This is a genomic window from Trinickia symbiotica, from assembly GCF_003028655.1.
GTDB classification, from domain to species: Bacteria; Pseudomonadota; Gammaproteobacteria; order Burkholderiales; family Burkholderiaceae; genus Trinickia; species Trinickia symbiotica_A.
In genome coordinates this window covers 1-12978 of the sequence record NZ_PYUC01000018.1, presented here as the reverse complement: position 1 = coordinate 12978, position 12978 = coordinate 1, and the positions used below count along the sequence as shown (strand labels likewise).

The 12978-nt window shown below is 63.1% G+C and carries 14 protein-coding genes; 7 read left to right on the top strand and 7 right to left on the bottom strand.

The window, feature by feature from the left end; translation table 11 throughout:
- Positions 1-144 precede the first annotated feature (144 nt).
- Genes C9I57_RS27605 through C9I57_RS27590 form a run of 4 tightly spaced genes read left to right on the top strand, consistent with a single transcriptional unit; the run spans position 145 to position 4357 of the window.
- Entirely contained in the window at positions 145-1521 is a 1377-nt protein-coding gene (locus C9I57_RS27605; protein WP_107153757.1) for a protoporphyrinogen/coproporphyrinogen oxidase, read from the top strand.
- 57 nt (positions 1522-1578) lie between these two features.
- Positions 1579-2166 carry an AfsA-related hotdog domain-containing protein gene (locus C9I57_RS27600; protein WP_107153756.1) on the top strand — a complete coding sequence of 196 codons (588 nt, stop codon included), beginning with the start codon at positions 1579-1581 and terminating at the stop codon, positions 2164-2166.
- Entirely contained in the window at positions 2163-2969 is an 807-nt protein-coding gene (locus C9I57_RS27595) for a fatty acid desaturase (RefSeq protein ID WP_258187852.1), read from the top strand. The genes C9I57_RS27600 and C9I57_RS27595 overlap by 4 nt, the downstream gene beginning before the upstream one ends.
- Entirely contained in the window at positions 2966-4357 is a 1392-nt protein-coding gene (locus C9I57_RS27590) for an FAD-dependent oxidoreductase (RefSeq protein WP_107153755.1), read from the top strand. The genes C9I57_RS27595 and C9I57_RS27590 overlap by 4 nt, the downstream gene beginning before the upstream one ends.
- A 99-nt stretch (positions 4358-4456) precedes the next feature.
- Here C9I57_RS27590 and gltA read toward each other — a convergent pair whose 3' ends face one another.
- The 7 genes from gltA to C9I57_RS27555 all read right to left on the bottom strand — a co-directional run bounded on the left by gltA (position 4457) and on the right by C9I57_RS27555 (position 10357).
- Complete coding sequence (gene gltA / locus C9I57_RS27585; RefSeq protein ID WP_107153754.1) at positions 4457-5758, bottom strand: citrate synthase; 1302 nt, start codon at positions 5756-5758, stop codon at positions 4457-4459.
- A gap of 66 nt (positions 5759-5824) precedes the next feature.
- Positions 5825-6094, bottom strand: a complete 270-nt coding sequence (locus tag C9I57_RS27580) for an FAD assembly factor SdhE (protein WP_018439827.1) — start codon at positions 6092-6094, stop codon at positions 5825-5827.
- 12 nt (positions 6095-6106) lie between these two features.
- Positions 6107-6808 carry a succinate dehydrogenase iron-sulfur subunit gene (locus tag C9I57_RS27575; RefSeq protein WP_107153753.1) on the bottom strand — a complete coding sequence of 234 codons (702 nt, stop codon included), beginning with the start codon at positions 6806-6808 and terminating at the stop codon, positions 6107-6109.
- Positions 6809-6836: 28 nt separating this feature from the next.
- The gene (sdhA, locus tag C9I57_RS27570; protein ID WP_107153752.1) at positions 6837-8612 is read right to left on the bottom strand and encodes a succinate dehydrogenase flavoprotein subunit; all 1776 of its coding nucleotides are present in this window, start codon (positions 8610-8612) and stop codon (positions 6837-6839) included.
- A 4-nt stretch (positions 8613-8616) separates the two neighbouring features.
- Entirely contained in the window at positions 8617-8985 is a 369-nt protein-coding gene (gene sdhD / locus C9I57_RS27565) for a succinate dehydrogenase, hydrophobic membrane anchor protein (protein ID WP_107153751.1), read from the bottom strand.
- 4 nt (positions 8986-8989) lie between these two features.
- Positions 8990-9403 (bottom strand): succinate dehydrogenase, cytochrome b556 subunit, encoded by a 414-nt coding sequence (gene sdhC / locus C9I57_RS27560; RefSeq protein ID WP_018439831.1) that lies wholly within the window; start codon positions 9401-9403, stop codon positions 8990-8992.
- A 156-nt stretch (positions 9404-9559) separates the two neighbouring features.
- Positions 9560-10357: a GntR family transcriptional regulator gene (locus tag C9I57_RS27555; protein ID WP_107153750.1), complete on the bottom strand. Its 798-nt coding sequence runs from the start codon at positions 10355-10357 to the stop codon at positions 9560-9562.
- Positions 10358-10691: 334 nt separating this feature from the next.
- Between C9I57_RS27555 and C9I57_RS27550 the strand changes: the two genes are divergently transcribed.
- The 3 genes from C9I57_RS27550 to C9I57_RS27540 form a co-directional block, all read left to right on the top strand.
- Entirely contained in the window at positions 10692-11675 is a 984-nt protein-coding gene (locus tag C9I57_RS27550) for a malate dehydrogenase (protein ID WP_107153749.1), read from the top strand.
- A 72-nt stretch (positions 11676-11747) separates the two neighbouring features.
- Positions 11748-12749, top strand: a complete 1002-nt coding sequence (locus C9I57_RS27545) for an HpcH/HpaI aldolase/citrate lyase family protein (RefSeq protein ID WP_107153748.1) — start codon at positions 11748-11750, stop codon at positions 12747-12749.
- Positions 12750-12776: 27 nt separating this feature from the next.
- Positions 12777-12978: citrate/2-methylcitrate synthase (locus C9I57_RS27540; protein ID WP_308836378.1), on the top strand; the 202-nt coding region annotated here is incomplete at its 3' end.

Below are 12978 nucleotides of genomic sequence, written 5' to 3'. Positions count from 1 at the left end.
GCGGTTTCGCCACTATGTGGGAATTCACCTAGCAAAAGCGACAGGTTTCAAAGCGCTTTGAGGCGACCTATCGTATGACCAATCAACGCACGTAGCAGACGGCTCGATTGGCAGAGTCCGTCGAGGTGCGCGAGGACGCCAGCCATGACAGAAATCGAGCGGCACCCACGTTGCGCAGTTGTCGGCGGTGGCATTTCGGGCATCGCCGCCGCGCATTTTCTGCGCTTGCGCCACTTCGATGTCGAAATCATCGAGAAGGACGACTCGCTGGGCGGCCGCGTCGGATCGGCGCGGCTAGGCAATCGAACCATCGATCTCGGCGGCAAGAACATCGGGCACAAGTACGCCGTGTTTCGGGCGTTCGCCGCATCTCTCGGCCATTGCGATTACGAACCGTTCGGCATCAACACCTCGCGCGTGCGGCAAGGCCGTATCGTCACGCTCGATAGCTCGCGCCGCTGGCGCTCCACCATCGATTTTTTGCGGGATTGTCCGAAGGCCGACGTTCTCCGGTTCGCCCACCTGTGCGCGCGCGTCCTGCTTCGAGATCGAAACCGATACCTCGGCTCCCCATTCTTCAATTCGCTCGCGCGGCGCCTCGACGATGCTCCGCTCGGCCAGCGGTTCAGCCCACATTTCCGCAATGCGGTGCTGCGCCCCATGTCGGTTCGAATGAACGGCGCGGAGCCCGACGAAGTCTACGCCGGCAATATCGGCACGAATCTCGGGATGTGGCTCGACAGCTACGATCAGCTTCGCGGCGGCATGGCGGGGCTGCTGAGCGATTTCGCGCGAACGATACCGGTGCGGCTCTCCGCGCGCGTCGATGCGCTGATCGTCCGCAACGGTCGGATCGCGGGCCTGTGCGTGACGGATTCCGACGGCAAAACGCTCACCCGCCACTACGACACCGTCGTGCTCGCCACGCCGGCCACCGTGTCAGCGCGTCTGATTCGCGACGCGTTACCGAAGACCGCCGCCCTGCTCGATGAGGTGCGTTATTTTCCCGTCGCGGTACTCGTCGCCGAGTACCAGCGCGAAATTTTCTCGGAGACGGTGCGCGGATTGACGTTCGGGCCCGAAGAGCCGCTCAGCAACGCCGGCGCCTACGGCATCGACGATCGCAATATCGTGCGCTATACGTTCAGCGGTCGCGCAGCGCGGCCGCTGATCGAGCAAGGGGTGCCCGCCGAAGCCCTGCTCGATACCGCTGAAAGCATTCTCAATCGTCACATCGGCGTCAGGCGCAATGAACGGCGCGCATTCGTCGCCCGCACCTTCGACCCGGGTCTGGCCGCCTATGCGCCGCATCACGAACGCGTGCTCGAAGCAATCGATGCGGTGCCGCGCTCGATCGAAGGTCTGCACCTCACGGGAGATTATCTGCGCGGCGCATCGATCGAAGCGTGCCTGCGCGCGGCCCGCGAAACCACCGCTCGGATCGTCGACGCCAAGGCCCACCGTCAGCGTCGATCCGCGTCGCCGAGCCGGCACCCCCTTGAAGACGTCGCCTCTCATTAGAACGTACACGTCGGCGTCGTCTCGCCCCCATCCTCAGACGAAGTAAGAGGAACGACCATGAGCAGTCTCGAACGATCGCTCGAATTCGGAAGTGAATTCGACGCGGCCAACCGCAAGCACATTCATCGCAAACTCGTGCACAAAGCCGACCTGGCACATGTCTTCGTCGAGCACATCGAGGCCTTGCCGCGAACCGACGACGGCTTCGACCGCTTCCTGGCACCGCTCGTCATCGACAGCCGTCATCCGTTCTTCTTCGAGCACCCGCTCGACCATGTGCCCGGGCTCATGCTGATCGAAGGCACGCGCCAAGTCGGGACCGCGATTTCGCATCTTTTCTATGACGTGTCGTTCAACCTCAGCTTTATATTGAATTGGCTCGAAGTGCGCTTCACGAACTTCGCGGAGCTGACGAGCCCCGTTGTCGTTCAAATGACGATCACCGAAAAGGCCTACCGGCATCGGCGCCTCAACGGGCTCGCCTGCAAAAGTCAATGGCTGCAGGACGGACGATCGCTCGGAACGATGGATGCCGAGTGGAGCTTTTCATCGCCGGCCGTCCTTTCGCGCTTGCGTCATAGCGCGGTTCACCCCTCGTTCACGCCCTTGGCCGACGACCAACAGACGGGAGAGTTGACGCCATGACCACGACGACCGCCACTCGGCTGCTGCGATACCGCGAGGACCGGTATCCGCTCGCGCTCGTCGTTGCGACGAGCGCCGCTCAATGGCTTTGCTATTTCAAAGTGCATGCGATCGGCCCGGCACTCGCCTGCGCCGCGCTGCTCCTATTGCCGCAAATCGCGGTATCGACCGTCGTGCACAATCAGTCTCATGTCGGCATGTTCAAGCGGCGCTCGATGAACCGCATCGTCGAGCTGCTGATGTTCCTTCAAACGGGCATGTACACGACGAAATTCGCGCTTCATCATAATCACGGCCATCATCAGCATTACCGCAATCCCAAGCTCGATCCGTCCACGTGGGTGAAGTCGGACGGTGCGGCGATGTGGCGGCTGGCCTATATCGCCCGCTACTTCTTCACCTACGACTATCACGTCGTCCGGATCGGGCTGAAGCACCGTCATCTTTTACTTCAATGCGCGTTGCAAGTGGTGTCGACCTACGCCGTCCTCGCGGCACTCATCTATGCCAAACCCGCTTCAGCAGCCATCTTTTTTATCGCGCCAATCGTCATCGTCTGGTTGAACTTCATTCATCTCACCTACGACGATCATATCGACCTCTTCTCCGACGACCCCTACGCCGCATCGCATACGAAGACGAACCGTTGGCTGAATCTCGTATTCTTCAACAACGGGTACCACCTCGCCCATCACCTGCGGCCGGGGCTTCATTGGACCAAGCTGCCGGATTTCCATCGGCAGATCGCGGCGCGCATCAAGGCACCGCCGTCCGACACGCCGCTGAACAAGGTATTTCGATGAACGCGCCCCTGGCAGTGGATGCGGACAAACGCGCGGCACGGCGAGCAATCGTGATCGGCGCAGGCATGGCGGGCTTGCTGGCCGCCCGCGTGCTTGCCGATCACTTCGATTCGGTCCATATCGTCGAGCGCGACGAGCTGCCCAACGAGCCCTCGAGCCGCAAAGGCGTGCCGCAAGCGCGCTACGTGCATCAGCTGCTGATGCGCGGCAGGCTGATCCTCGAACAGTTCTTTCCTGGCATCGAGAACGAGCTCGTCGGCTTCGGCGCGGTGCCGCTCGACTGGTATACCGACGTGCACTGGTTCGGGCCCGCCGGCTGGATGGCGCGCACCGAGCGCGGGTTCGCCACGTGGTCGACGAGCCGCGACCTGCTCGAGTTCGTCGTGCGCCGCCGCGTGCTGTCGAACAACCGAATCACGTTGCATACGTCGTGCGAAGTGGTCGGACTCGAGAAAGCGGCGGCACCGGGAGCGGCCGCTTCCCTGCGCGTTCGCTGGCACACACCCGAGCCGCCCGCTTCGAGCCTCACCCGAATCGATGCGGCACTCATCGTCGATGCCAGCGGACGATCTTCGCATATGCCCGTCTGGCTGCCGGATCTCGGCTGCGACACGCCGCAAGAGACCGTCGTCAATGCATTCGTCGGCTATGCAAGCCGCATTTATCGCATTCCGTCGAAGCACGCGGATTCGGGTTGGAAAGCGCTCGTCGTTCACAGCCGACCGCCGCTCTGCCTGCGCAGCGGCACGATCTTTCCCATCGAAGGCAAGCGCTGGATCGTCACGTTGACAGGCGCCTCGATGGACTACCCGCCCGCCGACGATGCCGGCTTTCTGGCGTTCGCGCACAGCCTCCGCTCGCAGGCGCTCTACGAATCGATCGTTGCCGCCGAGCCGCTCAGCGCCGTGCATCACTATCGGCGCATGGAAAACCGGCTGCGCCACTACGAGCGCGTCGCACCCTGGCCCGAAGGAATTGCCGTCGTCGGCGATGCGGTCTGTGGATTCAACCCCGTCTATGGTCAAGGCATGACCATCGCGGCGATCGACGCGCAATTGCTCGACAGGCATCTGAGGGAGGCTGCGGGCAAGCACGCGATCGGGCATGCCTTTCAACGCGACGTAGCCGCCGCGCGCCGCGCCGCGTGGACGCTTTCGACCGGCGTCGATTACCGATACGAGAAGACGCAGGGACCGAAGCGCGCCTGGCACACGCGTGTCATGCAGCGCTACATGGACCACGTCGTCGCGCTCGCCGCCGAACGCGGCGACGTTTACCGACGGCTGCTCCACGTCATGCATATGCTCGCGCCGCCGTTTTCTCTGCTCGCGCCGGACATTGCCACGCGCATCGCGCTTCGGTCCATGCTCGGAACGACGTCCCGATAAACAATGCGCCCCGACGGTTTTACCCGCCGGGGCGCAATGTGCTTCAATCCGTCGCCGCCACCACCGAAGCACGCGGCGGCTAGGAACCGACAATGCCGATCAGCGCTGCGAGATCGGCTTCGCCTCGCGAGCCGTGTGGCCGACGAAGAGCTGACGCGGGCGACCGATCTTCTGCTCGTCGTCAGCGATCATCTCGTTCCACTGCGCGATCCAGCCGACCGTGCGCGCCATCGCGAAGATGCAGGTGAACATCGACGTCGGAATGCCGAGCGCGCGTTGCACGATGCCCGAATAGAAGTCGACGTTCGGGTAGAGCTTGCGCGACACGAAGTATTCGTCTTCGAGCGCGATCTTCTCGAGCTGCATCGCGAGCGCGAAGAGCGGATCGTCGTGCAGGCCGAGTTCCTCGAGCACTTCGTGGCACGTTTCGCGCATGAGCTTCGCGCGCGGATCGTAGTTCTTGTAAACGCGGTGCCCGAAGCCCATCAGCTTCACGCCTGAGTTCTTGTCCTTGACCTGCTTGATGAACGAGTTGATGTTGTCGGGCGAGCCGATCTGCTCGAGCATGTTGAGCGCCGCTTCGTTCGCGCCGCCATGCGCAGGGCCCCACAGACACGCGATGCCGGCCGCGATACAGGCAAACGGATTGGCACCCGACGAGCCGGCGAGACGCACGGTCGAGGTCGACGCGTTCTGCTCATGATCGGCGTGCAGGATCAGGATGCGATCGAGCGCGCGCACGAGCACGTCGTTGACGTGATACTCCTCGCATGGGTTCGAGAACATCATCCGCATGAAGTTCGCGGTGTAAGAAAGGTCGTTCTTCGGATAGACGAACGGCTGGCCGATGCTGTACTTGTAGGCCATCGCCACGAGCGTCGGCAGCTTCGCGATCATGCGAATCGCCGAGATGTCGCGGTGACGCGGATCGGTGATGTCGAGCGAATCGTGGTAGAACGCCGACAGCGCGCCAACCGTGCCGACGAGCGTCGCCATCGGGTGCGAATCGCGACGGAAGCCGCGGAAGAAGTACTGCATCTGCTCGTGCACCATCGTGTGACGCGTGACGGTGTCCACGAACTCCTTCTTCTGCGCCTCGTTCGGCAGGTCGCCCTTCAGCAGCAAATAGCAGGTCTCGGGGAAATCCGCGACGTTGGCGAGTTCGTCGATCGGATAGCCGCGGTAGAGCAGCTCGCCCTTGTCACCGTCGATGTAGGTGATCGCGGAATTGCACGACGCGGTCGACATGAAGCCGGGGTCGTACGTGAATTTGCCCGTCTGCCCGTAGAGCTTGCGGATGTCGATCACGTCCGGGCCCATCGTGCCCTTGTAGATCGGCAGTTCGACGCTCGGCGAGTTGTCGCTGAAGGACAGCGTGGCTTTAACATCTGACGGAGTCATAGCATCCTCAATCGAAGTTGGAACGGGTTTCCGTGTCATGCGCGCGCGGCGCCCGAGATGCGCCGCTCAAACGGCGCGCAACAGCCCCAGCACCCGGACAATGGCCGGGTCGGAAAGCTCGCCTTCCGGTTCCTTGCGAGCGAGAAGCAAGTCCATCAGGTCGTTATCGCTCAGCTCGAAGAGGCGCGTGAGCGCCCCCACGTCGTCATCGCTGAGGCTATCCTCGTAACGGCTGAAAAAACGCTCGAAGATGAGGTCGTTTTCCAGCAAGCCGCGCCGCGCGCGCCAGCGCAGACGCGCGCGGCGCAGCGGGTCGGACTGATGCGAGGTTTCCATACGTCTAAAACGTCAAACGGTACGGCGTACCATCAGTTCCTTGATCTTGCCGATCGCCTTCGTCGGATTGAGCCCCTTCGGGCACACGTCGACGCAGTTCATGATCGTATGGCAACGGAAGAGACGATACGGGTCTTCAAGGTTGTCGAGACGCTCGCCCGTCGCGGTATCGCGGCTGTCCGCGATGAAGCGATAGGCCTGCAACAGCCCGGCCGGTCCGACGAACTTGTCCGGGTTCCACCAGAAGCTCGGGCACGACGTCGAGCAGCTTGCACACAAGATACACTCATAAAGCCCGTCGAGTTCGTCGCGCTCTTCGGGCGACTGCAGACGCTCCTTCTCGGGCGGCGGCACATCGTTGATCAGGTACGGCTTGATCGAGTGGTACTGATTGAAGAACTGCGTGAAATCGCAGATCAAGTCGCGCACGACGGGCAGGCCCGGCAACGGACGCAGCACGATCTTCTGCGGCAGCTCATTCAGATTCGTCAGACAAGCCAAGCCGTTCTTGCCGTTGATGTTCATCGCGTCCGAGCCGCAGACGCCTTCGCGGCACGAGCGGCGGAACGACAGCGTCTCGTCGATCGATTTCAGCTTGACGAGCGCATCGAGCAGCATACGCTCGTGTTCGATTTCGAGCTCGTAAGTCTGCATGCGCGGCGCCGCGTCCTTGTCCGGGTCGTAGCGGTAGATTTCGAAAATGCGTTTTGCCATTTCTGCTGTCCTTGGAATGCCGTCCGTCTCAGAAAGTACGCGCCTTCGGCGGCACCGATTCGACCGTCAGCGGCTTCATGTGCACCGGCTTGTAATCGAGGCGATCCCCCTCGCTGAACCAAAGCGTGTGACGCAGCCAGTTCTCGTCGTCGCGGTGTTCATAGTCGCTTTGCGCGTGCGCGCCGCGGCTTTCCTTGCGCGCTTCGGCCGAGACTATCGTCGCGCGCGCCACCTCGATCAGGTTGGCGAGCTCGAGCGCCTCGACGCGAGCCGTGTTGAACACCTTCGACTTGTCCTTCAGATGGACATGCTCGACGCGCTCGCTGAGCTCCTTCACCTTCGTGACGCCTTCGGCGAGCAGCTTCGACGTGCGGAATACACCGGCGTGCGACTGCATCGTGGAGCGGATATCGCCTGCGATAGCCTGCGTGTACTCGCCCGAGCTCGAGCTGTCGAGCTTCGCCAAGCGCGCGAGCGAGAAATCGGCCGCATCGGCCGGCAGCGGCTTGTGCTCCTTGATTTCCTTCACGTGCTTGACGATATGGTTGCCGGCCGCGCGGCCGAAGACCACGAGGTCGAGCAGCGAGTTCGTGCCGAGGCGGTTCGCGCCGTGCACCGAGACGCACGAGCACTCGCCCACGGCGTAAAAGCCGTTGACGGGCTCTTCGTGATCGCGCGACGTCCCGACGACCTGGCCGTGCATGTTCGTCGGAATGCCGCCCATCTGATAGTGGATGGTCGGCACGACGGGGATCGGCTCCTTGACGCAGTCGACGTTGGCGAACTTCAGCGCGATCTCGCGGATCGACGGCAGACGCTTCATGATCGTCTCGGCGCCGATATGCGAGAGGTCGAGCAGCACGTGGTCCTTGTTCGGACCCACGCCGCGGCCTTCCTTGATTTCCTGGTCCATCGAGCGCGAGACGAAGTCGCGCGGCGCGAGGTCCTTCAGCGTCGGCGCATAGCGCTCCATGAAGCGCTCGCCGTTCGCGTTGCGCAAAATGCCGCCTTCGCCGCGCACGCCTTCGGTGATCAGCACGCCCGCACCGGCCACGCCCGTCGGGTGGAACTGCCAGAACTCCATGTCCTGCAGCGCGATGCCCGCGCGCGCCGCCATGCCGAGGCCGTCACCGGTGTTGATGAACGCGTTCGTCGATGCGGCGAAGATGCGGCCGGCGCCGCCCGTGGCGAAGAGCGTCGTCTTGCCTTCGAGGATGTAGACGTCGCCCGTCTCCATTTCGAGCGCCGTGACGCCGAGGACGTCGCCGTCCGCGTCGCGGATCAGGTCGAGCGCCATCCACTCGACGAAGAATTGCGTCTTCGCCGCGACGTTCTGCTGGTAGAGCGTGTGCAACAGCGCATGACCGGTACGGTCAGCCGCCGCGCAGGCTCGCTGCACGGGCTTTTCGCCGTAGTTCGCGGTGTGGCCGCCGAACGGACGCTGATAGATCGTACCGTCGGCATTGCGGTCGAACGGCATGCCGAAGTGCTCGAGCTCGTACACGGCGTTCGGCGCCTCGCGGCACATGAATTCGATCGCGTCTTGATCGCCCAGCCAGTCGGAACCCTTGATCGTGTCGTAGAAGTGGTAGTGCCAGTTGTCTTCGCTCATGTTGCCGAGCGAAGCGCCGATCCCGCCTTGCGCCGCGACCGTGTGCGAGCGCGTCGGGAACACTTTTGAGAGCACGCAGACCGACAGGCCCGCGCGCGCGAGTTGCAACGAAGCACGCATTCCCGAGCCGCCCGCGCCGACGATGACCACGTCGAAGCGGCGACGCGGCAGAGAATTCTTGATTGCAGCCATTCTTTTACACTCTCCAGAGAATCTGTGCGGCGTAGCCCGCGCACGCGAGCAGCCAGGCGATCGTCAGCGCTTGCAGGAAGAGGCGCACACCGACGGGCTTCACATAGTCCATCCAGATATCGCGCACACCGACCCACGCGTGATAGAAGAGCGACAGCAGCGTGACGAACGTCGCGAGCTTCATCCATTGCGTGGCGAAGATCGACGCCCAGCCTTCGTAGGAGAATGCCTGCGCGCCGAAGAACCAGACGAGCAGGATGACCGTGTAGATCGCCATGATGGTGGCGGTGACACGTTGCGCGAGCCAGTCGCGCAAGCCGTAATGCGCGCCGACGACGAGACGCTTCGGGCCGATTCGATTGTTGGCTGCCATGTTGTCAGAAAGCTCCGAACAGTTTGAGCGCGAAAGCGATCGTCAGCACCGAGGACACGACGAAGACGACGAGCGACGTTTGCCGGCCGCCTTCCTTGGTCACCGAGTGGTGCAAGTCCATGAGGAGGTGGCGGATGCCGGCGCAAAAGTGGAAGAGGAAAGCCCACGCGAGCACGAGCGTGATGAGCTTGACGACGATGTTGGAGAGGAACGCCTTGAAGACTTCGAAGCTCAATTCGGAAGTGAGGCTTCGATCGAAGAGGTAGAGCAGGAACGGAAGAAAGAGAAAGAGCAGCGCGCCGCTGACTCGGTGGAGGATGGACACCTTCGCCGCCAGCGGTAGGCGATAAGTCATCGTGATGTCACCCAATCCGATGTTCCGGAACTCCGGCCTCGGCTTTCTTACGGCTTCTGCCATGCTAGACCCCTACTGTGTAGTCAACTAACCCGCGATTTTAGCGCCATTTCATACCGCAGCGCAGCGAACGAAGTGCAAAGACCGTTGCGCAGGCGGCAAAAGAAACGCTTCTGTCATATTCCGGCGCGGCGCTCGCGGACGCCTCCGCGCCGGCTTTCAGCTCAAATCGTTCTGATAGTAGTACCCGGTTGTGACATACCAACCGCGGCGCACTTCGACGGGCCGATCGCCGTACGTGTACGACACGCGGTCCACCGACAACAACGGAAATCCGTCGGGCACGCCGAGCAATTCGGCGACGGCCGGCTCGGCCGCTACCGCCCGGATCTTCTCGGACGCGCGAATCATGCGGGTGCCGAACTCGGCTTCGAACATCGCGTACATCGGCCCCTTGTACTCCGAGAGCCGCTCGAACGTCAGGCCTCGGAATATCGCGCCCGGCAGCCAGATCTCATCGAAGACGGTCGTGACGCCGTCGAACTGCAAGAGCCGCTTGATCTGCACGACCGGGTCGGCCGGCTTCAGCTCGAGCTGGCGCGCGATCTCGGCCGGCGCCCGCAACCGCTTGCATTCGAGCAGCTTGCTGACGTGCGGATGCTCGATTCCGTCATCGGCCAGCAATCTGAGGAAGCGAAACTGGGCGCGATCCTCGTTGTGCGTCGCAACGAACGTGCCTTTGCCCTGACGGCGCACGAGCAAGTTCTCGGCGGCAAGCTCGTCGATCGCCTTTCTGACCGTGCCCTGGCTGACTTTGTAGCGCGCGGCGAGCTCAAGCTCGCTTGGTATGATCTCGCCCGGCTTCCACTCGCCCGACACGAGGCTTTGCGTGATGAGCCCCTTGATCTGCTGGTAAAGCGGGCTGAACGTCGGCGAAGGCGCGCTTCCAGCCGTCCCGTCGCCGGTCGGGCCGTTCGGATTCGCGTTGCTCGCCTGGTTCGCATTCATGGCGCGCATTTCAACACAAACGCGGCTCGCGCGTCCAGATTTTCGCGGCCGATTCCTGTGTCTTATATAAGACATAAGATACGGTTGACTTTGAAGGGACGCAATCCTACACTCCGTCGCGAGCAACGGTTCCGGGCCGGCCTGGCACCCGCGGGCGCGCGTGATTCGCACGGTTTATGCAGTGCTCGCGAAGCCATGCCAGCCGGGTCCTCGCGGCAGTCCGCCGGAGGTCGCCTCCGGTCCCGCTTCGGCCCCCACGTTTCGCGTAACGCGCATAAAATGGCGTTTCCCCTAGCGTAAGACTGCACCAAACGCATCAACGCATCGTCCTGGAGAGTTCTCAATGGCTAAGCCCGCAAAGCGCGTTGCCGTCACCGGCGCCGCAGGTCAAATCGGTTACTCGCTGCTCTTTCGCATCGCCAACGGCGATCTGCTCGGCAAAGACCAGCCCGTCATCCTGCAACTGCTCGATCTGCCGCAAGCGCAAGCCGCCGTCAAAGGCGTCGTGATGGAGCTGGAAGACTGCGCATTCCCGCTTCTTTCCGGCGTCGTCGTCACGGACGATCCGAAAGTCGCCTTCAAGGATGTCGACTACGCCCTGCTCGTGGGCGCTCGCCCGCGCTCGAAGGGCATGGAGCGCAAGGATCTGCTGTCGGCCAACGCCGAAATCTTCACGGTGCAAGGCCGCGCCCTCAATGAAGTGGCAAGCCGCGACGTGAGGGTGCTCGTCGTCGGCAACCCGGCGAACACGAACGCCTATATCGCGATGAAGTCGGCACCCGATCTGCCGAAGAAGAATTTCACGGCGATGCTGCGCCTCGACCACAACCGCGCGCTCTCGCAGCTCGCGGCCAAGTCGGGCAAGCCCGTCGCCGCGATCGAGAAGCTCGCCGTCTGGGGCAACCACTCGCCGACGATGTACCCGGACTTCCGCTTCGCCACGGTCGAAGGCCAGTCGCTCACGAAGCTCATCAACGACGACGAGTGGAATCGCAACGTCTTCATTCCGACGGTCGGCAAGCGCGGCGCGGCGATCATCGAGGCGCGCGGCCTCTCGTCGGCAGCCTCGGCGGCCAATGCGGCGATCGATCACGTGCGCGACTGGGTGCTCGGCACGAACGGCAAGTGGGTCACGATGGGCATCCCGTCGGACGGTTCGTACGGCATCCCCGAAGATATCGTCTACGGCGTGCCGGTGACTTGCGAGAACGGCGAGTACAAGCGCGTGACGGGACTCGAAATCGACGCTTTCTCGCGCGAGAAAATGGACTTCACGCTGCAAGAGCTGCTCGAGGAGCGTGACGGCGTGCAGCATCTGCTCGGCTGATGCATCGTATGCCGGCCGCCGTCGCATCGCGCTAGCGCGGCGGGCAGGCCGGCATGCCCGTCGACGCCGAACATGCGCGCCCTCACTCCCGCCGAAGTTCTGTTTGACGGCGAAGCCCCGCCCACCGTGCTGCCCGTTTGCGATCATTACGCGGGCAGCGAGAAGCTAATATTGAAGTCGCTCGCGCTGCAGGCGCAGCTCGGGCCCGTCTTCGACGTCACCCTCGATTGCGAAGACGGCGCGCAGGTCGGCCGCGAGCAAGAGCATGCGGAGCTCGTCGCCTCGATGATCGGCGGCGAGCACGATCGGTTCGGTCGCGTCGGCGTGCGCATCCACGGCTTCGACCATCCGCACTGGCGCGACGACGTCCGCCTGATTCTGCGCGCCGCGAAGCGCGCACCCGCCTACATCACGCTGCCGAAGATCCGCCGCACGGCCGATGCGGCCGAAATGTGCGCATTCGTCGAAGGCATGCGGCGCGAGCTGGGTATCGCTAAGCCGATTCCCGTGCAATTGCTGATCGAGACGCACGGCGCGCTCGCCAATGTGTTCCAGCTCGCGGCGCTGCCGACGGTCGAATCGCTTTCCTTCGGCCTCATGGATTTCGTTTCGGCGCACGACGGCGCGATTCCCGATACGGCGATGCGCTCGCCGGACCAGTTCGATCATCCGCTCGTGCGGCGGGCCAAGCTCGAGATCGCGGCGGCCTGCCATGCGCATGGGCGTGTTCCTTCGCATAACGTGAGCACCGAGGTGAGGGACATGGGCGTTGTCGCGAACGACGCCGCCCGCGCACGCGACGAATTCGGCTATACGAGGATGTGGAGCATCCATCCCGCTCAGGTGCCCGTCATCGTCGCCGCCTTCGCCCCACGCGACGACGCGATCGCGACGGCTTCCGATATCCTGCTCGCCGCTCAAAGCGCGCAGTGGGGTCCGATACGCCACGGCGACACGCTGCACGATCGCGCGAGCTATCGCTATTACTGGTCCGTGCTGCGCAGGGCGCGCGCCACAGGCAAGGCGCTGCCGCCCGAGACGGCGCCGCTTTTCGAGCTGGGCTCGTCCGAGTAGCCAAGTAAGAGGAGAAGGTCAACGGCCATGAGTGAAGCCGATAACACGACACCAAGCCCGTCAGGCTTCAAACCGAAGAAATCCGTCGCGCTTTCGGGCGTGACGGCCGGCAACACGGCGCTCTGCACGGTCGGGCGCACGGGCAACGATCTGCACTATCGCGGCTACGACATCCTCGATATCGCCACCACCTGCGAGTTCGAGGAGATTGCCTATCTGCTCGTGCACG

What these genes read in the sequence shown, in the direction of transcription:
- C9I57_RS27605 (WP_107153757.1), top strand. Translation starts at nt 145, where the DNA reads ATGACAGAAATCGAGCGGCACCCACGTTGCGCAGTTGTCGGCGGTGGC.
- C9I57_RS27600 (WP_107153756.1), top strand. Translation starts at nt 1,579, where the DNA reads ATGAGCAGTCTCGAACGATCGCTCGAATTCGGAAGTGAATTCGACGCG.
- C9I57_RS27595 (WP_258187852.1), top strand. Translation starts at nt 2,163, where the DNA reads ATGACCACGACGACCGCCACTCGGCTGCTGCGATACCGCGAGGACCGG.
- C9I57_RS27590 (WP_107153755.1), top strand. Translation starts at nt 2,966, where the DNA reads ATGAACGCGCCCCTGGCAGTGGATGCGGACAAACGCGCGGCACGGCGA.
- gltA (WP_107153754.1), bottom strand. Translation starts at nt 5,758, where the DNA reads ATGACTCCGTCAGATGTTAAAGCCACGCTGTCCTTCAGCGACAACTCG.
- C9I57_RS27580 (WP_018439827.1), bottom strand. Translation starts at nt 6,094, where the DNA reads ATGGAAACCTCGCATCAGTCCGACCCGCTGCGCCGCGCGCGTCTGCGC.
- C9I57_RS27575 (WP_107153753.1), bottom strand. Translation starts at nt 6,808, where the DNA reads ATGGCAAAACGCATTTTCGAAATCTACCGCTACGACCCGGACAAGGAC.
- sdhA (WP_107153752.1), bottom strand. Translation starts at nt 8,612, where the DNA reads ATGGCTGCAATCAAGAATTCTCTGCCGCGTCGCCGCTTCGACGTGGTC.
- sdhD (WP_107153751.1), bottom strand. Translation starts at nt 8,985, where the DNA reads ATGGCAGCCAACAATCGAATCGGCCCGAAGCGTCTCGTCGTCGGCGCG.
- sdhC (WP_018439831.1), bottom strand. Translation starts at nt 9,403, where the DNA reads ATGGCAGAAGCCGTAAGAAAGCCGAGGCCGGAGTTCCGGAACATCGGA.
- C9I57_RS27555 (WP_107153750.1), bottom strand. Translation starts at nt 10,357, where the DNA reads ATGCGCGCCATGAATGCGAACCAGGCGAGCAACGCGAATCCGAACGGC.
- C9I57_RS27550 (WP_107153749.1), top strand. Translation starts at nt 10,692, where the DNA reads ATGGCTAAGCCCGCAAAGCGCGTTGCCGTCACCGGCGCCGCAGGTCAA.
- C9I57_RS27545 (WP_107153748.1), top strand. Translation starts at nt 11,748, where the DNA reads ATGCGCGCCCTCACTCCCGCCGAAGTTCTGTTTGACGGCGAAGCCCCG.